21 protein-coding genes are annotated in these 20,211 nt (G+C 54.5%); 11 read left to right on the top strand and 10 right to left on the bottom strand.

The genetic code is table 11. The features are described from left to right. Nucleotide 1: 1 nt before the first annotated feature. The 3 genes from P0119_19245 to P0119_19235 form a co-directional block, all read right to left on the bottom strand. The gene (locus tag P0119_19245; GenBank protein MDF0668186.1) at nt 2-436 is read right to left on the bottom strand and encodes a hypothetical protein; all 435 of its coding nucleotides are present in this window, start codon (nt 434-436) and stop codon (nt 2-4) included. A 96-nt stretch (nt 437-532) separates the two neighbouring features. Further along, entirely contained in the window at nt 533-739 is a 207-nt protein-coding gene (locus P0119_19240) for a DUF1059 domain-containing protein (protein MDF0668185.1), read from the bottom strand. A gap of 37 nt (nt 740-776) precedes the next feature. Next, the gene (locus P0119_19235; protein ID MDF0668184.1) at nt 777-899 is read right to left on the bottom strand and encodes a hypothetical protein; all 123 of its coding nucleotides are present in this window, start codon (nt 897-899) and stop codon (nt 777-779) included. 184 nt (nt 900-1,083) lie between these two features. Here P0119_19235 and P0119_19230 point away from each other — a divergent pair, with 184 nt between their 5' ends. Next, nucleotides 1,084-1,680 carry a DNA-3-methyladenine glycosylase I gene (locus P0119_19230; GenBank protein ID MDF0668183.1) on the top strand — a complete coding sequence of 199 codons (597 nt, stop codon included), beginning with the start codon at nt 1,084-1,086 and terminating at the stop codon, nt 1,678-1,680. A gap of 95 nt (nt 1,681-1,775) precedes the next feature. On the opposite strand, the gene P0119_19225 is transcribed toward P0119_19230, so the two are convergent. Further along, nucleotides 1,776-1,964 carry a hypothetical protein gene (locus tag P0119_19225; protein MDF0668182.1) on the bottom strand — a complete coding sequence of 63 codons (189 nt, stop codon included), beginning with the start codon at nt 1,962-1,964 and terminating at the stop codon, nt 1,776-1,778. Nucleotides 1,965-2,151: 187 nt separating this feature from the next. Between P0119_19225 and dinB the strand changes: the two genes are divergently transcribed. The 4 genes from dinB to P0119_19205 all read left to right on the top strand — a co-directional run bounded on the left by dinB (nt 2,152) and on the right by P0119_19205 (nt 8,284). Continuing rightward, nucleotides 2,152-3,270: a DNA polymerase IV gene (dinB, locus tag P0119_19220; protein MDF0668181.1), complete on the top strand. Its 1,119-nt coding sequence runs from the start codon at nt 2,152-2,154 to the stop codon at nt 3,268-3,270. Nucleotides 3,271-3,660: 390 nt separating this feature from the next. Next, nucleotides 3,661-4,098, top strand: coding sequence for a hypothetical protein (locus P0119_19215; GenBank protein ID MDF0668180.1), 438 nt, complete (start codon nt 3,661-3,663; stop codon nt 4,096-4,098). A 373-nt stretch (nt 4,099-4,471) separates the two neighbouring features. Next, the gene (locus tag P0119_19210) at nt 4,472-6,817 is read left to right on the top strand and encodes an acyltransferase family protein (GenBank protein ID MDF0668179.1); all 2,346 of its coding nucleotides are present in this window, start codon (nt 4,472-4,474) and stop codon (nt 6,815-6,817) included. A gap of 42 nt (nt 6,818-6,859) precedes the next feature. Beyond that, on the top strand, nt 6,860-8,284 hold the full coding sequence (locus P0119_19205) for a sodium:solute symporter family protein (protein ID MDF0668178.1): 1,425 nt from the start codon (nt 6,860-6,862) through the stop codon (nt 8,282-8,284). An 86-nt stretch (nt 8,285-8,370) separates the two neighbouring features. Here the strand turns inward: P0119_19205 and P0119_19200 are convergent, their stop codons facing one another. Further along, a complete protein-coding gene (locus P0119_19200) occupies nt 8,371-8,733 on the bottom strand; it encodes a response regulator (GenBank protein ID MDF0668177.1) in 363 nt (120 codons plus the stop codon). Nucleotides 8,734-8,797: 64 nt separating this feature from the next. Beyond that, nucleotides 8,798-9,043: a hypothetical protein gene (locus P0119_19195; protein ID MDF0668176.1), complete on the bottom strand. Its 246-nt coding sequence runs from the start codon at nt 9,041-9,043 to the stop codon at nt 8,798-8,800. Between the two features lie 404 nt (nt 9,044-9,447). Between P0119_19195 and P0119_19190 the strand changes: the two genes are divergently transcribed. The 3 genes from P0119_19190 to P0119_19180 all read left to right on the top strand — a co-directional run bounded on the left by P0119_19190 (nt 9,448) and on the right by P0119_19180 (nt 13,546). Next, a complete protein-coding gene (locus P0119_19190; GenBank protein ID MDF0668175.1) occupies nt 9,448-11,760 on the top strand; it encodes a PBP1A family penicillin-binding protein in 2,313 nt (770 codons plus the stop codon). Nucleotides 11,761-11,860: 100 nt separating this feature from the next. Next, nucleotides 11,861-12,304 carry a polymer-forming cytoskeletal protein gene (locus P0119_19185; protein ID MDF0668174.1) on the top strand — a complete coding sequence of 148 codons (444 nt, stop codon included), beginning with the start codon at nt 11,861-11,863 and terminating at the stop codon, nt 12,302-12,304. 144 nt (nt 12,305-12,448) lie between these two features. Next, nucleotides 12,449-13,546 carry an AI-2E family transporter gene (locus P0119_19180; GenBank protein MDF0668173.1) on the top strand — a complete coding sequence of 366 codons (1,098 nt, stop codon included), beginning with the start codon at nt 12,449-12,451 and terminating at the stop codon, nt 13,544-13,546. 69 nt (nt 13,547-13,615) lie between these two features. Here P0119_19180 and P0119_19175 read toward each other — a convergent pair whose 3' ends face one another. The 4 genes from P0119_19175 to P0119_19160 are packed head-to-tail and all read right to left on the bottom strand — an operon-like array spanning nt 13,616 to nt 18,226. Continuing rightward, entirely contained in the window at nt 13,616-14,209 is a 594-nt protein-coding gene (locus P0119_19175; GenBank protein MDF0668172.1) for a DUF3365 domain-containing protein, read from the bottom strand. Then, entirely contained in the window at nt 14,158-16,653 is a 2,496-nt protein-coding gene (locus P0119_19170; protein MDF0668171.1) for an ATP-binding protein, read from the bottom strand. The genes P0119_19175 and P0119_19170 overlap by 52 nt, the downstream gene beginning before the upstream one ends. Further along, nucleotides 16,650-17,762, bottom strand: a complete 1,113-nt coding sequence (locus P0119_19165; protein MDF0668170.1) for an ATP-binding protein — start codon at nt 17,760-17,762, stop codon at nt 16,650-16,652. The genes P0119_19170 and P0119_19165 overlap by 4 nt, the downstream gene beginning before the upstream one ends. Before the next feature lie 29 nt (nt 17,763-17,791). Further along, nucleotides 17,792-18,226, bottom strand: a complete 435-nt coding sequence (locus tag P0119_19160; protein MDF0668169.1) for a response regulator — start codon at nt 18,224-18,226, stop codon at nt 17,792-17,794. A gap of 246 nt (nt 18,227-18,472) precedes the next feature. Here P0119_19160 and P0119_19155 point away from each other — a divergent pair, with 246 nt between their 5' ends. From P0119_19155 to P0119_19145, 3 genes are all read left to right on the top strand, one after another. Continuing rightward, nucleotides 18,473-18,712, top strand: coding sequence for a BolA family transcriptional regulator (locus P0119_19155; protein MDF0668168.1), 240 nt, complete (start codon nt 18,473-18,475; stop codon nt 18,710-18,712). 9 nt (nt 18,713-18,721) lie between these two features. Continuing rightward, nucleotides 18,722-19,045 carry a glutaredoxin domain-containing protein gene (locus tag P0119_19150; GenBank protein MDF0668167.1) on the top strand — a complete coding sequence of 108 codons (324 nt, stop codon included), beginning with the start codon at nt 18,722-18,724 and terminating at the stop codon, nt 19,043-19,045. A gap of 248 nt (nt 19,046-19,293) precedes the next feature. After that, nucleotides 19,294-20,118 (top strand): cyclase family protein, encoded by an 825-nt coding sequence (locus P0119_19145; GenBank protein ID MDF0668166.1) that lies wholly within the window; start codon nt 19,294-19,296, stop codon nt 20,116-20,118. Nucleotides 20,119-20,211: the final 93 nt, after the last annotated feature.

Below are 20,211 nucleotides of genomic sequence, written 5' to 3'. Positions count from 1 at the left end.
GTTACCTCAGGGTTTCCAGAGTCTGGCGCATCTCTTGGAGTTCGGACACAAAGAGGTCTAGGTGTTGGTCACGTTGAGGCTGATCGTTCTTGAATTTCCATAGCCGCCTGAAAATCGTCCTGAGTTCTTTGTTGTGCGTGACGGCCAGTGCGTAGGCCGGCTGTTCCTTGACTGATTTCTCGACGCAGCAGATGCTGTTGTCGATCGCATGAAACTGGTTGTGCAGATCGTCCAAGGGTTGATCGGCTCCTTTGCCTCCCTTGGCGGCGTTGGCCGTGGCTTCCGCCATATTGGTCAGGTTGATGAGTGTCTCGACGCCTGTTGCGCCCTTGGCCTTTTCGGTAAACTCCTTTGCATGTGGATAAAAGAGGTAGCTGCATCCGCTTGTGCTCAGCAGTAACAGGACGACAATTGGGAATACTGATCTCCAGTTCATATGTCCTCCTTGGTCAAACGGGTGAATGTCGAGAGGGACTTCCCGCCGCCTGATTTGGAGGTTGGGAAGTCCCTCTCTTCATCATCAGTAACGCTCTCAGACGGTGACGGGCACGGTCTTGATCGCGGCCTTCACTTGGGCGGCCATTTCCGGTGGCATCGAATCCAGCTTATGACATTGCTTGGCGTGGGTGGCGACCAACTGCATCAGTTCCGATTCCGTCTCCGCCCGCACCTGGAATCCGCAGCCGCCCGACGGTTGCACGTCCAGACATCCAAGCTGTTTGTACTGTTTGTCTGCCATGGTTTCCTCCTGTGGTTGGGGGTTGAGTTGTTAAGGATCAAGGCATCGCGCGAGCCTCGACGGTCTCGATATGCTGTGTGTAGAAGTGATCGATCGCCTCTTGATTCTTGACCTGTCGGCAGAGGACTACCACTTCCTTTCCAATGTCTATGCTCGTCATAGTGGAATCCTCCTCTGGTGAGCGGGTATAGAAGGATCGTAGTTGATTCATATGGAGGAGATCAATCCTTGATGTGCTGCGCTGGTTTTCTTGTGGAAACTCTCATTGCGATCTTGTTTGGGTGCTTCTACAATTGCCGCCGGTAAGTCTGTCCATTGCTTCAAGGGATCCCTAAACGCAAACGATGACCGTATCAGACGAAAAGACTCGGTGTAGCTGGGTCGGGGTGAAGCCACATCTCATTCGCTACCATGATGAGGAATGGAGTGTGCCGGTGCATGACGATTGCAAACATTTTGAGATGCTTGTGCTCGAAGGGGCTCAGGCTGGTCTGACATGGGAGACGATTCTGCTGCGTCGAGAAGGATATCGCAAAGCCTTTGTCGGATTTGATCCAGTCGAAGTTGCTCGGTTTACACCTCAGGGAAAGACTACACTGCTGAAAGACGCGGGCATTATCCGCAATCGATTGAAGATCGAGGCGGCCGTGACAAACGCGCAAGCCTTTCTGGCCGTGCAGAAGGAGTTTGGATCATTTGACCGCTATGTCTGGCGATTCGTCGATGGCAAGGCGAAGATCAATCGGTGGAAAAATCAGAAAGAAATTCCTGCCACGACGGCTGAAAGTGATGCACTATCGAAGGACCTAAAACAACGAGACTTCCGATTTGTGGGCAGTACGATTATCTATGCCTATATGCAGGCAGTCGGGCTGGTGAATGACCATACCTATGAGTGTTTTTTGGCGGGAAGGGCAATCAGTGAAGGTGCGCTTCTTTAATTTTTTCGAAAATTGAACAAGATTCACGGCGGAAGGACGCAGAGAACGCCACCTGACGGTCGTACTCTATCATTGCAAGGCGGGAAAGCTATCGATCAAGCACTCTTATCTCTTGGGTTTGGCCACATCGAGAATGCGGCTGCAACAACCAGCCACACCACACCCGCAAGAATCGCCCCTATGTGGAGGTCGTACCAGGCGTTTATTCCGAGGAATGCCTCATTGAGAAGCAGCGCGAGCAACAGCATAACGAATCCAACCCAATTGATGAAGCTCATGCCCATGGATTGTCTCCTTTCTAGTGATGGCCTTTGCTTGCGTGGAATTGAACCGTCTTATCTTTCAGCTGGGGGGCAATTGTACGTCACCTCTGCCATGAAAATCTACGACGAAAACGACGGAACGCTCCATGGGGCATCTGCTGATCTGTGAGTTTCGTCAGACGTTTGACGGTACTCAAGGTACCATAGGATGAAAGTGCTCAGGATTATCGCTCACTTAGATATGGATGCGTTCTTCGCGGCGATTGAAGAGCGCGATACTCCATCTTTTCGAGGGGTTCCCCTCGTTGTCGGCGCAGACCCGCTGGGCGGGAAGGGCCGCGGGGTCGCCGCCACATCGAACTATCTGGCTCGTGCGTACGGTATTCACTCGGCGACGCCGATCTCCACTGCCTGGCGCTTGTCTGAGGCTGCTCGCCGGATGGGGAAACCGCCGGTGACCTTTGTATCGGTCGACATGCAAAAGTATGCAAGGGTTTCGGAGAAAGTGATGCGGATTGTACGACGATTCATTCCTCGAGTGGAACAAGCCAGTATAGATGAAGTGTACGGCGACATGAGTTGGACCGGATCGTATGAGGAAGCACAACGCCTCGGGTGCCGTCTGAAAGAGGAGATCCATTCGGAGGAACGACTGACGGCCTCAATCGGGATTGGGCCGAATAAGTTGATCGCCAAAATCGCTTCAGGCTACCGGAAGCCTGACGGACTCACGGTCGTCCGCGAGCAGAAGGCCGAGGCGTTTCTGGCTCCACTCTCGATCCGGGTCATCCCCGGTATCGGACCTAAAACGGAAGGCATGCTGAACGCAAAAAATATCAAGATTGTCACGGATCTCAGAGCGCTGACCTTCCATCAACTCGAAGTTCTCTTGGGGAAACGCGGCGTGGATCTCTATGAGAAGGCTCGCGCACGAGATGACTCACCGGTCGAGGAATATTCGGAGCCAAAATCCATTGGGGAGCAGGAAACGTTCGAATCCGATACCCTCGACAGTCATACACTGCTCACTCAACTCGATGGGCTTGTTCGGGGCGTGAGTGATCGTATGCATCACGAGGGATTTCATTCCTTTCGAACCGTCGTGCTCACCGTTCGCTTTGCGGATTTTGTGACCAAGTCACGCGCCCATACGTTGACCATGGCGACCGATGAGAGGGCAGTATTGAGACGGGAGGCCATGAGGCTGATGCTGCCTTTTCTCGATCAGCGTGAAAACCCGCAGCGAAAACTCATCCGCTTGCTGGGCCTTCGGGTGGAGAAGCTGAGCTGTGAGGTGAATCCTGCAGGGTTGCTGGCTGATTCTTGAGTTAGCCCCGGTAAGAAATGGCAAATATCCGGACTGCAATTCGCTGACCTAACCTCGACAGCTGTATTCCCGCACAGGATTTAGGCCAAACCATCTGACATGACCGACTTTTCCATTCACCGCTCTCTGGGACCCTACATTCTGGTGAAGGGCACTCATCCTGGCCTGTATGCTTTGTCATTCATGACTGAATTATACGTAGAATCAACGGGCTATCTTCACAATACACCGGAATGGTGAATCCAGATCCCTTCGCTGTGTAGTTTCGATACGTTTTTAAACCAGGAATTTAAAGAGGGTTCTTCAGCAATCAGTATACGTATTAATTTCTGCTCAGGTATAACAATTGCTCCTCCGAACTGCAGAGGGTCGTTTATTTTTGGAGGCATCATGAACATTGGAATGAAGGAAGTCATCCACGAATCGCCTATGCGCCGAGGAGGGAATCTGAACGGTGAGGCCGCTGTGGTCGGCGTTCGTAAAGACACGGAGGCTTCATTTCCTTCGCGACGGCGGGAGATGCGGGTGAGCGAACAAAAAGTGTGCGCCTATAGCCTATGCGAATCGCTCGATGGGGAGCAAGCGACCATTGAGCAGGGTGAGGTGTACTGCATCAATAGGAGTGAGCATGGAATCCTCGTGATGATGGGTGGCCGACCTCAAAATCGACAACTATTGGAACTCCATATTGCTGAGACTCGATGGGAATACTCCCTGAGCCTGTATGAAGTACAGTGGACAAAAATACTGCCGGTTGAGTCGTACGGTAAGCTTTTTCTTGTGGGATGCCGTCTGGTATTCGGAGCATCTCGATACGGGGCAGTCTAAGTTGCGTAGGGGGTAGGGCAAAGCATCGCACCGCGTGGGCCAGTGAGCCGAAATACGTCAGGTACAGTCCGGCATAGGTCTTAATTCGTCCCCCAAGTCAGTACATCTCCCGCGGTTGAAGCCAGCATCCGCTGTCCACTGCATCAATAAGTACGACATGGTTTCCGCATGCATGTCATGAGGCGACTCCTTTGACTTTGTCATTTTCATTGGGTATGTTTCGGGTACCACATCTGACGTCATTTCGGAACAACCTGCGAAAATAACGAAAGTGGTGCCTTCTGTTTCCGGTAAGAGCGTCGAGAGCGGGCCACTTTCCGAACTTATGAGTAAGCACGTGCAGTCGGTTCAGGCAAGCGACAGGATCATGTGAATGCATTACCGTCCTGAAATAGATGGCTTGCGAGCCATCGCCGTCATTCCAGTCATATTATTCCACGCTGGGTTCCAGCTTTTTAGCGGCGGCTTTGTCGGCGTGGACATCTTCTTTGTTATCAGCGGGTACTTGATTACCACGATTATTCTTGCGGACCTTGAGGCCGGACGGTTTTCAATCCTCAATTTCTATGAGCGGCGGGCTCGGCGTATTCTGCCCGCGTTGTACTTGGTCATGGCGTCGTGTTTGCCTTTTGCTTGGTTGTGGCTCATGCCAAGCGATGCAAAGGAATTGTCGAAAAGCGTCATGGCTGGCTTGGTATTTGTACCGAATATCTTCTTTTGGCGGCAAAGTGACTACTTCGATACAGCAACGGAGTTGAAGCCGCTGCTCCATACATGGAGTTTGGGGGTAGAAGAGCAGTTTTACGTCCTGTTTCCTCTTGTTCTGATGTTTGCGTGGCAGTTGGGGCGAAAGAGAATCATAGTGTTGCTGACGATCATGGCGCTCCTCAGTCTTGCGTTAGCCGAGTATGCGATCAGTAGGAAACCGGCTGCGACGTTTTTTTTGCTGCCAACTCGGGCATGGGAATTGGCGATGGGTTCACTCATCGCGTTCTACCTGGAAGGGAAGGAGCGTGGCCAGTTCCCTCCGGTGCTCCACCAAATACTCAGCCTTGTTGGGCTCGGGATGATCGCATTAGGGAGCCTGACTTTTAGTAAAGAGACGCCTTTCCCAGGGTTCTCAGCGTTGATACCGACAGTCGGCGCTGCTTTGATTATCGTGTTTGCTTTTCCCGGAACATTGGTCGGGCGCTTGTTGGTTAGTAGAGTGTTCGTTGGTATGGGCCTTGTCAGCTATAGCGCCTATCTATGGCATCAGCCGTTGTTGTCGTACGCTCGCCATCGAAGTTTGACGGAGCCCAATGATCTCGTGATGATGAGTCTTGTCGTGCTGGCGTTCGGGCTCGCCTATCTGACCTGGCGGTATGTGGAGACGCCGTTTCGTCGCGGCGATATCGTTACGAAAAACGTACTGTGGAGATTTGCGTCTGCTTCCGTGGTGGTCATCGCTGTTTCCGCAGCCAGCTTGCAACTCATCCATTCGGATTCTCAAAGTGGAATACCCTCGGATGTGCAAAAACTGTATCGATTTAGGACGTGTTTTTTTGGCTTAGGGCAGACGTTTGAAACACTTTTGCAGAATCAATGTCACCTGACCGAAGGTTCATTTGTTCAAGCGAGTTCGAAAGAGCCAGGGCTTTCTCAGCGATATGTGTTGTATGGAGACAGTGTCGCTGCTCATTTATATCCAGGTCTTTTAAGTATGGTCGGTGAAAACGCAATAGTTCAGTTGACGGCAGGCGTATGTCAGGCAGTACGCAGTGGAAATAGCCGGCGGTGTAATGAATTCTACGACTGGTTTGTGAGTGAATATGTTCCAAGCAATAGCGTGGACGCTATTATTGTCTCGAGTGATTGGTTGACCGAATATAAAAGGGTTGGCGAGAAAGAATTCCGAATGGAACTAAAGGAATTATATGAGAGATTAAAGGGACATCGCGTCGTCGTCTATTCACAAGCAGCGTCGCTCTCCGTCGATATTCGTCGGTACGTTCATAAGCTTGAGAATTTTTCGATGAAGGCACCGGGGGATCTGAAGGTAGGGGCAAATGGTTTGACGGCAGTCAATACTATTCTCCAAGAAGAAACGGCTAAGTTTGGTTTTGATTTTCTCGATATCTCACAGTTGTTCTGCTCTGAAGAGAGGTGCGCAGTCGCAAGGGATGGAATATTTTATTTTTGGGATACCATTCATTTAACCTTGCCCGGCTCTGTACTCGTGGCAGATAGAACCTATAGTCGCTTGAGGGGAACGGTTGCGGAACCACCGGCTGTAAAACCTGATATGCCGAGGGATGACGATGTTCTCTCCACCAGCGCGATGATTGTGCGTAATGCGGACGGTACGATTCAATACTGGAGTGAAGGGGCCAAGAAGCTGTATGGATGGGAACCTCAAGAGGCACTAGGTAGGACTTCCCATCAACTACTGAAGACGGTCTTCCCTATCCCGCTCGAGGTAATTGAGGAAGTGATTCGCGTGAAGGGACACTGGGAAGGCCAGCTCATCCACGAGCGCCGTGATGGCTCGAAGGTCACAGTGGTAAGTTATTGGGATCTCCAACAGCACTCCCGTTCCCACGGTCGCTCGGCTACGGTGGTCGAGATCAACGGGCTCCCTTCGATTTCCGGCTCCGGGTCTTTCAGGAAGGAATTACTTTCACTCCTGCCGCAACCCCGATGTTCGAATGATCCGCCTCTATGCGAGACAATTTCTTGAATATCGATTGATTGCAAGTCCGGATCACTTTATCCTGCGCGCGTGGTCTTCTGGTTCGTCATTCTCTATCTTCTTCTTTCCGTCGGCATCGGACTTTTCGCCGGGACCCGTGTGCAGAACTCAAAGGACTTTGCCGTTGCCGGCAGGAGCCTGCCGTTAGCGGTTGTGACGGCGACTGTGTTTGCAACCTGGTTCGGCGCGGAAGCCGTATTGGGTATCTCAGCCACATTCGTCAAAGAGGGCTTGCGCGGTGTTGTCGCTGATCCCTTCGGGTCCAGCATGTGTTTGGTGCTCGCCGGGCTCTTTTTTGCTCCCCGCCTGTACCGACTTAACATGCTGACGGTGGGGGATTACTATCGGTACCGCTACAACCGCACCGTAGAAGTGTTGTGCACGCTCTGCATCGTCGCCTCGTACCTGGGCTGGGTCGCGGCCCAATTCAAAGTGCTGGGTTTGGTATTCAGCGTCGTGACGGAGGGGAGTGTCAGCCAGTCGGTCGGGATCGTGATCGGCGCAGCGATTGTCCTGACGTATACGACGTTCGGCGGCATGTTCTCTGTGGCGATCCTCGATTTTGTTCAGATCTCCGTGATCATGGGAGGACTTTTGTATATTGCATCGATCGTCGGGGATCTGGCGGGCGGTGTGCGCATGGTCGTCAACCATGCGGCCGAGGCGGGCAAACTTGACTTGTTCCCACCGGCCACGCTGACGGCTTGGGTCCCGTTCGTCGGGGCCTGGATGACCATGATGCTCGGTTCCATCCCACAACAGGATGTGTTCCAGCGGATCACATCGGCAAAGGACGAGCCCACAGCTGTGCGGGGCTCGTTGCTGGGCGCGGCGCTCTATTTTGCCTTCTGTTTTATACCGATGTATCTCGCCTATGCCGCAACGTTGATTGAGCCCACCAAGTTCGGAGCGTTGTTGGAGCAGGATTCACAGCTGGTCTTGCCGACCCTAGTGTTGCAACATACTCCGATCGTGGCCCAGGTTATTTTCTTTGGAGCAGTTCTTTCTGCGGTGATGAGTTGCTCCAGTGCGACTCTGCTCGCACCGTCCGTTGCATTGACCGAGAACGTCATCAGGCCGACCTGTCCATACTTGAATGATTCGGAATTTCTACGACTCATGCGCGTGGTCCTGGTAGGATTTGCCTCGGTGGTATTGGTTCTTGCGTTGTGGTCGGACGCGACGATTTATAAATTGGTCGTGAACACGTACAAAGTAACGCTGGTAGCGGCCTTTTTCCCGTTGTTTGCCGGACTTTACTGGAAACGGGCGACGACACAAGGTGCGCTGTGGGCCATTGTTGCCGGGCTCACGAGCTGGCTGGTCTTGGAGCTAGTAAGCCAGCCGACTGATGTCTGGCCTCCACAGCTCATTGGGTTCGCCATGGCGGGAATCGGTATGCTTGCGGGGTCATTGTGGCCTACCCAGCTGCGCGAGCTCCAGCGACCGATCTAGAGAGTCGAGGACGGGTTCGGATAAGGCTCTGCCCATCTGTTGAGGCGGGGCTGACGCAGTTTGTCCTATTTATCTCGTTGATCCGACTAATGATTAAGTGTGAAACGCACGACTCGACGAATAACGTCCGAGGTGAAGGGTTTCTGAATGATACGTCGGGCGCCGAATAGCTTGGCAACGTTCAGAAAATTCTGGTCGCCTGTAGCACCCGTCATGGCAATGACTCTGGCATCCAGAAATTCCTGCGTCAGCGCAAGGGTGACTTCCATCCCATCGCGCTCCGGCATCAGGACGTCGGTGATGACGAGGTCGGCCGGTGCTTCGCGATAGAGCATGAGGCCGATCCGGCCGTCGGCGGCTTCACGAATCTGATGACCCTCTGCTTCAAGGATGTCGCGCAATGTCCCCCTAATCGGTGCATCATCGTCGACGATCAAAATAGTGGCCATGCCTCTCCTTCCAAGCCAGTACTCCGCATGTAGACGACTGTGGCGGCGCAGTTTGGATTCGGTTTTACGCCGCATGCATGATGACTGAATGCACGTCCGTAAGGCGTTCGTCTTCCTCGTGGCCCGCTTCACCGTTTACGATCATCAGCTTCGGTTGTGCTTTGGCGAGCCGGTGTTGTTCGATGAGCGGGTCATGAACATTCCCGCAATTCATGCAGCGGTATCCGCTGGCCCACATATGCCCGTAGGTGCCCTCAAAATCCAGTAAGTGTTCCCTGACCATGAGTCCCTGGCAGCGTGAACAGTTCATGTGCATTCTCCTTACTAAAGGTTGCGGCTTCAAGCTGATGGTGAGAAAGATAGCCGAGGACTTGGGGGTGAGATAGATCCGGAGGAGGTAACTCGGAAGGAGGGGAGTCTGGGCGCTGGCGGGCTGCGCCGACCCATACAGGAGCGTTGAATGGGGCTCGATCTTACAAGAAACCAACAGCGATGCCCTCCGACGCAGGCGTGATTCTCGTGGCGTGAGAGCGACAATCGAAGTCCATGTTCGGTGCTGTTCAAGCTGTCGAGTTAACCAGGCAACCTGCTGGTTCTTGGCTGCAGTCAGTCACTACTTTCAGATGATGCCGTGATAGCTTAATCAGATCTTCCGGGGTGCATTTCCCATCTCGGACAGTTCCCTTGTCTGAAGATACAGGGTAAGCTGAGACCATGTCGGCTCAAACGTCACCTCGGCTCGCCCCGTTGGCGAGGCGCCTTGTTATTCCCTGCCTTATCGTGTTCGGAGTGATGTTCGCTCTCGTGGGAGGGTATGGCGTCTTCCTGTCAACGAGTTTGTCTCTGCCGAAGAGCGACGAGCATCCGCCGCTGCTGATCTATGGAGCCCCGTTTTTTCTGACGCCGGGACTCCATCCTGTGGATTCGGGGCTGGTCGATCACCTGCAGCGGCTGGAGTACAAGCCGGTTGCTGCAGCACCGCGTGTAGCCGGTGAGTATTTCGTCACAAAGGACTCAATCGAGATCTTTCTGCATGCGCAGGAGGAGAACCGACTCCCTTCGCGATCAGTCCGGTTGATCCTGATGGACGGCATCGTCACTGAGGTGTTGTCAATGTCTGATGGGCAGCCGGTTTCATTGATTTCCCTCGAACCGGTTTTGATCAGCGGGATGCGCTCCGGCTCGAGGCAGGTCCGAGAATGGATTCCTCTGGACCGTGTCCCTCCCACGCTGATCAAGACGCTGTTGATCATCGAAGATCGTCGATTTTTTTCCCATTTCGGAGTTGATCCCATCGCGATCGGTCGAGCGCTTTGGATCAACATCAGTCGCGGCCTCGTTGCGCAGGGAGGTAGTACGCTCACTCAGCAATTGGCTAAGAACCTCTACTATTCTCCGAAGCGAACCATTGGGCGAAAACTCCGGGAAGTGATGGCTGCGATGGCGCTCGAGTTCAAGTACCGAAAAGAAGAAATCCTTGAGAGTTATGTGAACGAGATCTATCTCGGCCAAGCCGGACCGGTTTCGATCTACGGTGTGGCAGAAGCGGCTCATCGCTATTTTAGTAAGAACGTTGATGAATTGTCGATCGATGAGATGGCGCTGATCGTCGGATTGATCAAGGGGCCCAATATCTATTCCCCCGTGAAAGACATTGAGTTGGCAACAAAGCGTCGAAATCTGGTGCTTCGCCGTCTGTGGGAAGAGGGCATCTTGTCGGAGGACGTTGTGGCTCAGGCCATGAATCGGCCGGTGAAGGTCATGTTGAATCAAGATGTCCTGACCGACGCGCCGTACTTTGTCGATCATCTGCTCAGAGAGATCGAGCAGGGGATCGGAACGGAAATCCCGGACGGATCTCGAATTTATTCGACCCTGGATCCCAGGGCTCAGCGAATCGCCGCACATGTGCTACAGGAAGGATTGACGAAACTTGAAAAGAACTATCCGTCGTTGGCCGAAGCCGAGCCTCCCCTTCAGGGGGCGGCGGTCGTGCTGGATGTGAAGACCGGCCACGTGTTGGCAATGGTCGGTGGTCGTAACTATCGGCTGAGCCAATTCAACCGTGCGGTGCAGGCGCATCGGTCGGCAGGGTCTCTGTTTAAGCCTTTTGTCTACCTTGCTGGATTTGAGGCAGCACGCGGCCAAGGTGCGACCGGGCTGACTCCGGCAACATTGTTAATGGATGAGCCTCTGACGTTGGAATCAGACACAGGATCTTGGTCGCCTCAGAATTATGATCGGCAGTATAGAGGTCAGGTGACGGTCCGAACAGCACTCGAGCAATCCTTGAACATTCCCGCCGTTCGGACCGCACACCGAACCGGAATGACTGCGCTCACGAATCTGCTGCACGCGTTCGGAATTACCACGCCGTTGGCCGACAATTTGTCGCTCGCGCTCGGAAGTTCTTCGGTCTCGTTGCTGCAGATCACATCAGCCTACGCGGGGCTCGCCAATGGAGGCGTTGTCATCCATCCCGTGGCACTGTCCAACATGGTACGTGAGGGAAGGGAGACCATTTGGAGTCCACCGCTTGATCGACGCCAAGCGGCCACCCCTCAGGGAGCGTTTCTCATTACGTCGTTGTTGAAAGGGGTGATGGATCGGGGTACGGGGGCCAAGGCCAGGGCGTTAGGGGTGTGGGGTCCCGTGGCTGGTAAGACTGGGACGACCGATGGGTATCGAGACGCCTGGTTCATAGGATATACCCCGGATCTTGCGATCGGTGTGTGGGTCGGTTTTGATGATGAACGGCCGATTAAGTTGACCGGCGCTCAGGCAGCCCTTCCAATATGGAGTGAGTTGGCGGCTCGACTCATCCCACAGGATTCCCCGGATTTTGAGATGCCGGTCGGGGTTGTCCGGAGGAGGATCGATCCCAAAAGCGGACAACTCGTGACGTCGCAATGTCCGGAGAAAACATTCGAGTTCTTCATTGCGGGGACCGAGCCGACGGACTATTGCGAAGTTCACGGAGGCGGGTTCTGGCAGCGGCTCAAGCAGACGTTGGGCTTGCCGCAATGAGTGGAATTCCGGCACAGGAGCGCTGGATTCCATAAACTGTTAGGCATATCCCCGGTCCTAAGGTAACGTTGGGGAAGTTGGCCTGCACCAAGGAGTCCCCATGAAAAAGACCGCCTATGCAGACGATGGCAATATGACGCTGTTGGCGAAAGGTGTCGAACTGAAAGGTGAAATCAAAGTCGACGGTACCGTGCGAATTGATGGGCGACTCGAAGGCGATGTGCACACGAAGGGAGAAGTCATTGTTGGTGAGGATGGGGTTGTGAGGGGGGCCATTCACGCCGATTCACTGATCAGCAGTGGACGGATCAAGGCCACGGTCACGGCAACCGGGAAAATCCAACTGCTCAAAACCGCTATTCTGATCGGCGAGGTCCATTGCCCGATGATGCTGATGGAAGAAGGAGCCAAATTTCAGGGGGTCAGCGATATGGGGGTCACAGGCTGGCCCGAAGAAACCCCTCGATTACCAAGCAATGTTCGCGACATGAGCGCGCATCGTGGGAAAGCGGTGGCGCTGATCGGAAGGGAAGCTGATCTGTAAGCCGACTCCCGCCTCTCGCCCTCAGGTCCTCCTCACTTACGTCGGTGGGGCTCGCACCTTCTCCTCCCATTCTTTTCTACCGTGACAGACGCCGTCGGATCTGCTATTTACTCGATGCCTCTTCAAGTGACTCAGACAGCTTCCATGACTCGACAACAAATCTTTTCCATCGTGTTTTTTGCCCTCCTGGCTCTGCTCCTCTACCAAATTGGGCTGATGCTCAAGCCGTTCTTGTTCTCGGCTTTGTGGGCTGGTCTGTTGGCCCATTGGGCATTTCCTCTCCATCTCCGGTTAACAAAACTGTTCGGCGGTAAGGACGCACTCTCTGCCGGCATACTGACATTCGGGGCGTTGGGGATTGTGGTTGTTCCCTTGGTTGTGATGGGAGTGATGTTGGTACGTGAAGCCAGCCTAGAGGAACAGGAGATCCGATCATGGGTTTCTGCCGGCGGGCTTCAACGATTGCCGGATCAAGTGGCGGCGATTCCCTTCATCGGCAGTTGGTTGAAGTCAGCCATGTCCGGTACCGGTACGCATCCGCTTTCCTTGGAACAATCGGTAATGACCGGGGTGAAGGAACTCAGTCAATTTCTCGTCGGTGGAATGGGGGGTCTGCTGAAGAACACCTTCGCTCTCGTGATGAATTTCTTCATCATGTTGTTGGTGCTGTTCTTCCTTTTCAAGGATGGCCGGCAGTGGCTCGCTGCCTTATACGATCTGATTCCGATGGAAGAATCACACAAGTCAAAAATCTTGACTCGGTTAGATCAAACGATTCGGGCGGTGGTGAAAGGGATACTGGTCACGGCGATCGTTCAGGGCCTCCTGGCGGGTATGGCCTACTTGGCGCTCGATGTACCGTTTCCGATGGGACTCACGGCTTTGACGATCGTCGTGGCGCCGATCCCATTTGGTGGGACCGGGCTGGTATGGGGCCCCCTCGTAATCTACCTGTTCTGGATAGGTGCGACCGGTAAAGCGTTTGCCCTGCTGGTGTGGGGAATCGGCGTCGTCTCAATGGTCGATCAATTTCTTCGGCCCTGGTTGATCGGCCAAGATGTGCAGATTCCCGTCCTGCCGCTCGTGCTGAGCGTGTTGGGTGGGTTGGCGCTCTATGGATTGCTCGGCCTCTTCGCCGGTCCGATCCTCATCAGTTTGTTGATGACTGCCGTACAGATCTATCGAGAGGAGTATCACCTTAAACCACCGGCCGCTTCTGCAAGCACACTCACGCCTTCGTAATCTCTCTGTTACGTTACGTCCGCCCACAGCGCTTTTTCTCAGCTGACGATGATGCGTCGTGTGTCCTGCCTACTCCAGCGGAATCGTAATGGCGATCCCACCCATCACATCGTTCAACTTGAAATCTTGCTTCGGGCTCAGCGGATGGCTGTTGTGGCAAGTCACGCAGGCAGACGAGACAGCCCGGTCTGAATAGATGGCTTGGAAGTACTGCTTCTTGCCGCTCGACACAACTCCGGTAACCGGCCGATCCGGCTGCCGCTGGAGTTCGGTCAGGGATTTTCGCTCGAACTCGGTGGCGGGACCGTTGCGCTGATAGATCGGGGAGAGCCCAATGAGCCTGTAGCGGATACCTCGTCCACTCTCGGCTACCAACCGTCCTGAATGCTGAAGGAATTGGGCAGGGAGGGGGAGGGCGTTGTCCTGCTCCCAATGTTCTGCCGCCGCGACAATGCCTTTCTCCTGCATGCGATTGACGATCTCAGTCGTGTAGATCGAGCGGTCGGCCTCGAGGATGACATGGATATAATCGGCGACCTTCTCCGGAGCAAGGCCGACGAGACCGGAGCCTCCCTTGGCGGATGGAAACGGAATCCCGATCCAAAGTCCCCCTAAGAAGAATGCGAGGGTTGCGGTTCGGAGTGCGCAGCGGCGGTTGTCCATGGGCCTCCTTCAGGAGACGTGGGAGAATTGGTCGGGAGCGTGACGATGCAAGCGGTACCGCGGCCTTCGAGGCTCTCGATACGGAGATCGCCTCCAAACTTTCGAATAATCCGCCTCGCGACCGTGAGCCCAAGGCCTGAACCTTCCCCCTGCCCCTTCGTCGTAAAGAACGGATCGAAGATCTTCGATAGGTGCTGTTTGGAGATACCGGGACCGGTATCAATGATCGTCGCAGTCACCGTCTGGCCCGACAGGGCTGTGGCCAGCGTAAGCGTGCCGGCGCCCTTCATCGCTTGAGCGGCGTTGATCATGAGATTGGCCAGCGCCTGTCGAAGTTGGTCCGGGAATGCCAGCACAGACGTATTGCCTGCATAGGTCTTGTGGACCATGATATCCTTCATTTCCACGGTCAGCTGTGCTGTGGCCAACGCTTGGTCAAATTCTCGTTCCAAAAGCAGCGGCACCGGCTTGTCTGAGGCCTCACGGGTGATCATGCCGGCAAAATCGCGAATGATGGTTGCCATGCGACGACCATGGGCCACGATGTCCCGGGCGCAGCTCTTGATGTGCTCTAGGTCCTGTTCATCCTGAATAACTTCCCCCAATCCGATGATGCCGAACAAGGGGTTGTTGAGCTCGTGGCCGATTCCGGCAGTCAACACCCCGAGACTTCCTGTCTTCTCCGCCTGAACCAGCTGGTCTTGTAGTCGGCTCTCGTCCGTTGTGTCTCGAAGCACTAATCCGATACTGTTTTCCTCCCCTGGTCTCGCGGGTAATCGGAACCATTGGTATTGATAGACGCGGGCTCCGATGTGGAGTTCAGCACGATGACCGGCCGGTTCGTGATCCGCGCTGGGCATAAGGGGGTCCCTTGGTACCTTCTCACGTTCGGTATCGCTTGTGATAACCGGCGTAGCGCCGTTCACTCGGAACTCTGCTCGAAGACGTTTCTGAACGGCCGGGTCGAGGGGAAGCATCGTGAACAGCGATGTTCCCGGCATCGGTTCCTGGATGTTGAAGGATTCACGGGCCGCCTGATTGATGTAGCGCACGACTTCATGTGCGTCGATTAAGAGAATTGGTGTGGGAACGGTGTCCAAGATTTGATCCGTCGACTGCTGCAGGACCTGGACCTCCTGGGTTTTCAACTTGACCTGGTCGGTCAGTCCGGCGAATGCGGCTTTCAGTTGACCGTTCATTCTATTAAACTCGTCTGCCAAGTCTTCCAATTCGTCACCGCTGTTGATCTGAATCGGTGCCCGTAGTTCACCGCGTCCGATGGCCTGCGCAGCCTGCTGCAGTTGCCGTACGGGCGTCACGATGCGACCGGCAGCGATGTATCCCAATGAAGCCAACAGTACAACGGCGACGGCTCCGAATACCGACACCCAGGTGAATAGATGCTGAATCGGCGCGAAGAGTTCGTCGGACGATTGCCAAACGAACGTGTGCCACGATCCATTGCCGATAGAGCTGTTCGCCGCTCGTCCGGTTTCTGGAAGAGGGGCGAAGCCGATCACGGAGGTATCCTGTCCCCCATGACCGTCGCTCGAAGCTTGCACCCATCCGGGATGCTGCGGCGTGACGAGCGGGATTAAGTTCGGATCGGATAGCGGAACGCCGGTGGGAAGAATTGGGCAGCTGACGACGATGCCGTTGCTATCGATCAACATGACATGGCCGGTCTTTCCGAATCGAGAGCCCTGGGTTGAAGGGGAAAAAAAATCCTTGGCGTCGATCACGCGGTGAAGAATCCCGACGACTTCATATCGGAGGCTATCCATGACGGGGAGTGAAATAGTGAACACATAGGCATTCACTTGGTCGTCGAAACGGATATCCTCGATATAGAGTTTGCCCACCGCTTTATGGAAGGCCGCTTGCCACCATCGGGCCTCATTGTGGCGAAACGCGGGATGTTCGGTCATAGTCGCGACGAGCGTGCCCTGTACATCGGTCAAGAACAACATCTTCGTCGAAGAGCGAACTACTCGTGGAAGCAATTGTCCCGGCGCGCTATGGACGCCGGTGAAGTATTCGTGGAGCAACGTACTGAACGGGTTCTCCATCAGGGATTTGATCGTCGTCGGATCTCGTGCCGTCCAACGCCGTTCTAGGTCCGAGGGTACCGTCTTGGGACTCTTGGTATCACCCCGTGCATCACGCCGATGTTCCAGTTCGCGGATGAGCATCGGATCATTCGCGATGCGCGCCGTGTGGGCGACTTCTTCCGCGAGCAGGAGATCGAGTTTCCGGGCTGCTTCAGTCGCCAGCGCTTCGAAGCTCTCGCCGCTGACTTCCCGGATTTCCTGAGACCCCTGCCAGAATGCCATTCCCAAGCCGACGACGAGCGGGATAAGGCCGACGAGCAGCATCGAGAGGATGACTTTGGTTTTAAGCCCCCAGCGTGAACCGGGTGGCGAGGGTGTCGGGTTATCCGTCATGATACCGTTCTTCTCTCGGCGACACCGGACCCATCCTGAAAGGTGAGGGTGAAGGTTGAGCCACGGCCGACATGGCTCTCGACCCCGATGGAGCCATTCATGCGATGGATGACATTTCTAATGTTGTACAAGCCCAATCCCGTTCCTTTCCCCGGAGGCTTCGTGGTGAAAAATGGTTCGAAAATCCGACCTTGTTGTTCCCGGGCGATGCCGCAGCCGGTGTCCGAAACACGAACCTGTGTTGTGCCGGCCACGGCTGAGGTCTCGAGCGTCAAGGTCCCGTGTTGTGCCATGGCCTGGACGGCATTCGTGATGAGATTGACGAACACATGAAGGAGTTCATCGGGGTTTCCCTTGACGACGACGTCAGGCTGATACAGCTTGCGAATTTCAATGTCCTGGAGAGCCACCGCGTAGCGGGCGATCTTGAGGGCTTCGTCCAGCTTGCCGTTGACGCCGACCAGGCCATCTTGCTGGAAGGATGTGCGGCGCGAGTAAGCAGTGAGGTCTCGACAAATCGCTATCGTGCGCTTGACGGCATCGATGATGTCCCGTGCCTGATCGTGCACGACATCAAGGTCTACTTCGTCAACCAGATTTTCAGCCAAACCGAGAATCAACTGAAGCGGATTATTCATGTCGTGAGCAATGCCGGCTGCGAACGAGCCGATTCCGGCGAGTTTTTCCGCTTGGAGCAACTCGGTGTGGAACGTCGATTCATGTTGTACGAATGTCCAGAGTAGCCGCAAGGCCTGTCCGCTTATGATGTCAGCTCCTGCCGGCAGCTGTTTGCGAAGCGCCGACTCCATCGCTGGATCACCGGTAACGTCCATGACGAGGTTGACCCCTTCGCGCTTGATCAGGTCGGTCACCTCGTTATAGGTCGGCAGGTTGAGCTCTTGGGCTCGTTTGAGCCCGGGAGCCGAACGATGCTGATCGGCGATGCCGACGATCTCAATCGTGCCGAGTTGGTGGAGCGCATTGAGCAGCGCAGTTCCCCCACGGCCCGCCCCGATGATCGCGACTCTCATCGGAGGCGGAGTGGAGGTCGGCTCGATGCTCTGACACTCGCTTTGCGAATGGGCTATGGTCGGAGAGGTGGTTGTCATGCTTGATCCCCATACGGTGGCTCAGCCCATCAGAGATGGGCCAATTCACGCTGCTCCATGGCTCGTGCGACGGAGGCCTTCAGTTTCTCGCCTTCTACCGGCTTCACGAGATAGTCCACGACTCCCTGCCTCAGCAACGAAGTGGCCATCTCCGTATCCGGGAATCCGGTCAGGACGATCAGCGGCACGCGCGGATAGTTCTGTCGGAAATAAGCAATCGCCTCGATGCCATTCACCTTCGGCATCCGGATGTCACAGATCATGACGTCAAGGAGCAGACGATTCTCGCCCGTATTGATGGTTTCGATGGCCTTCTCGCCGTTCTCTGCTTCAAGGACGTCATAGCCAGCCTTTTGCAGAGTCATTCGGACGACCTTTCGGATATCAGGCTCATCATCCACAACAAGGACGCGACCGTTGCAGCTTTCGCCTCCCACAAAAAACCCAGACTTGAATTCGCTCATAACGACCTCCTTGGTGATGAGAGAAATGTTCTTGTTGGAGAACGATCACAGCAAGGTCGATGCCGAGTTGCGATCGAGACGACATTGAAAGCTTTCGACTGTTTGCGCGTGAAGAATACCTCCATGCTTCCATTGGGTGGCTCAATTGCACCACCACGTTGCTGAAATCCACCAACCTGGAAGCTCATTGCGTTTCTGAGTCTATTTCGGCTAGGGTATTGAAAACAACGAGGAGAGAAGAGGCCGGTGATTACACCCGATGTTCTGACCGACTATATTCGTAAGAGCCTCCCGGATGCTGAGGTGACAGTAACCGATCGTACGGGAACGATGAATCATCTGAAGGTTGAGATCGTCTCAAATGGGTTTCAGGGGAAAAATCTCTTGGACCGGCATCGAATGATCTATCAAGCGTTAGACGTGCCGATGAAGGACGGACGTATCCATGCGCTCGAATTAACCGCGCGCACCAGAGATGAGATATAGGAGGAGACCATGGCCGACCCGATCGAAGATGAAATCCAGAAGGAAGTGAAGGCCCATAAGATTGTGATCTATGGCAAAGGAACCAAGACGATGCCGATGTGTGGTTTTACGAGAGAGACCATGCAGTTTTTCGACCGGTACGGGTATCCCTACGAGCTCATCGACGTCCTGTCGCAGCCGGCTAAGCGGGAAGCGCTGACGAAGATGACCAATTGGCCGACCCTTCCCAAAGTGTTTATCGACGGCACCTTTTATGGAGATACCGATATCCTCGATCCGATGGCCGCCAAGGGCGAGATCGAACCGCTGCTGAAAAAAGCATTCGGGAGGTAGAGGGAGTGTCGGCTGGCGAACGGCGAGCGAGACTCAGTTGCGCCATAACGCTCGGAAGTCAGACGGCTCATGAATCCTTTTTTTCTCCTCGGATGCTCTTCTAAGGCTGCGACTTCGTCGCAATGCCGTCACATCCTATATTGTCTTCCTGCTGTTCGGCAATTCTAGCTATGGCGCAACTTCCTCGGGCATCCGTTCCATCCGAACCTTGGGATGAGAGAGAATGAAGAGGATCAGGGCTTAAGGTGATGCGACCGAGGTACACGGCGAGTATGTGGATCGCAGCACTGGGTCTGGTCGTCAGTCTTGGATGTGCTTCTAACCGCTGGAGCAATCATTTTTCCTGGTCGCAATCGCAGATCGTTGATCTGACCCATTCCTTTGGATCGGATACGATTGTCTGGCCGACGGAGCAAGATTTTAAGCTGGTTGTCCAGCACGCCGAGGACATGCCGGGCGGATACTACTATGCTTCGAATCGTATGGAGATGCCCGAGCATGGTGGTACGCACCTCGATGCCCCGAATCATTTTTCAAAAGGAAAGCAATCGTTAGACCAGATTCCAATCGAGCGTCTAACCGGGGCTGGTGTCAAAATCGATGTCACTGAGCAGTGCGCTCGCGATCGGAATTACCGGATAACTATCTTGGATGTTGAGCGATGGGAAACCAAGCATGGTGGAATTCCTCCACACACCATCGTCCTGTTGAGTACGGGCAATGCCCGATTTTGGCCAAATCGAAAAGACTATCTAGGCACGGAATTGAGAGGGCAGAAAGGTATACAGACGTTGCATTTTCCTGGATTGCATCCCGACGCGGCTGCCTGGCTCGTGCATGAACGGCAAGTGAAAGCTGTGGGCATCGACACAGCGTCGATCGACTATGGGCAATCGACCGGGTTCGAGACGCATGCCGCTCTGCTTTCTCAGAACGTGCCGGTGTTCGAGAATCTTGCCGATCTGAATGACCTACCGGCGCGGAACTTTGACGTCATTGCACTACCCATGAAAATCGCCGGTGGGACTGGCGGCCCACTGCGGATCATTGCGGTCGTGCCACCATCTCACTAAGCTTTATCTGTCACTCGTAGCGCTTTGAGTTTCTTGGATCTTTCTTGTGGATCTTCTACAGCCGGGATCAGAATTCCGGCCGCTCCGCCAAGC

The sequence above is a fragment of the Nitrospira sp. genome (assembly GCA_029194665.1).
GTDB lineage: Bacteria > Nitrospirota > Nitrospiria > Nitrospirales > Nitrospiraceae > Nitrospira_D.
This window is presented reverse-complemented; position numbering and strand designations above follow the sequence as displayed.

What these genes read in the sequence shown, in the direction of transcription:
- P0119_19160 (MDF0668169.1), bottom strand. Translation starts at nt 18,226, where the DNA reads ATGAGCGAATTCAAGTCTGGGTTTTTTGTGGGAGGCGAAAGCTGCAAC.
- P0119_19245 (MDF0668186.1), bottom strand. Translation starts at nt 436, where the DNA reads ATGAACTGGAGATCAGTATTCCCAATTGTCGTCCTGTTACTGCTGAGC.
- P0119_19210 (MDF0668179.1), top strand. Translation starts at nt 4,472, where the DNA reads ATGCATTACCGTCCTGAAATAGATGGCTTGCGAGCCATCGCCGTCATT.
- P0119_19170 (MDF0668171.1), bottom strand. Translation starts at nt 16,653, where the DNA reads ATGACGGATAACCCGACACCCTCGCCACCCGGTTCACGCTGGGGGCTT.
- P0119_19225 (MDF0668182.1), bottom strand. Translation starts at nt 1,964, where the DNA reads ATGGGCATGAGCTTCATCAATTGGGTTGGATTCGTTATGCTGTTGCTC.
- P0119_19230 (MDF0668183.1), top strand. Translation starts at nt 1,084, where the DNA reads ATGACCGTATCAGACGAAAAGACTCGGTGTAGCTGGGTCGGGGTGAAG.
- P0119_19190 (MDF0668175.1), top strand. Translation starts at nt 9,448, where the DNA reads ATGTCGGCTCAAACGTCACCTCGGCTCGCCCCGTTGGCGAGGCGCCTT.
- P0119_19150 (MDF0668167.1), top strand. Translation starts at nt 18,722, where the DNA reads ATGGCCGACCCGATCGAAGATGAAATCCAGAAGGAAGTGAAGGCCCAT.
- P0119_19235 (MDF0668184.1), bottom strand. Translation starts at nt 899, where the DNA reads ATGACGAGCATAGACATTGGAAAGGAAGTGGTAGTCCTCTGCCGACAG.
- P0119_19180 (MDF0668173.1), top strand. Translation starts at nt 12,449, where the DNA reads ATGACTCGACAACAAATCTTTTCCATCGTGTTTTTTGCCCTCCTGGCT.
- P0119_19240 (MDF0668185.1), bottom strand. Translation starts at nt 739, where the DNA reads ATGGCAGACAAACAGTACAAACAGCTTGGATGTCTGGACGTGCAACCG.
- P0119_19145 (MDF0668166.1), top strand. Translation starts at nt 19,294, where the DNA reads ATGCGACCGAGGTACACGGCGAGTATGTGGATCGCAGCACTGGGTCTG.
- P0119_19185 (MDF0668174.1), top strand. Translation starts at nt 11,861, where the DNA reads ATGAAAAAGACCGCCTATGCAGACGATGGCAATATGACGCTGTTGGCG.
- P0119_19215 (MDF0668180.1), top strand. Translation starts at nt 3,661, where the DNA reads ATGAACATTGGAATGAAGGAAGTCATCCACGAATCGCCTATGCGCCGA.
- P0119_19175 (MDF0668172.1), bottom strand. Translation starts at nt 14,209, where the DNA reads ATGGACAACCGCCGCTGCGCACTCCGAACCGCAACCCTCGCATTCTTC.
- dinB (MDF0668181.1), top strand. Translation starts at nt 2,152, where the DNA reads ATGAAAGTGCTCAGGATTATCGCTCACTTAGATATGGATGCGTTCTTC.
- P0119_19165 (MDF0668170.1), bottom strand. Translation starts at nt 17,762, where the DNA reads ATGACAACCACCTCTCCGACCATAGCCCATTCGCAAAGCGAGTGTCAG.
- P0119_19195 (MDF0668176.1), bottom strand. Translation starts at nt 9,043, where the DNA reads ATGAACTGTTCACGCTGCCAGGGACTCATGGTCAGGGAACACTTACTG.
- P0119_19200 (MDF0668177.1), bottom strand. Translation starts at nt 8,733, where the DNA reads ATGGCCACTATTTTGATCGTCGACGATGATGCACCGATTAGGGGGACA.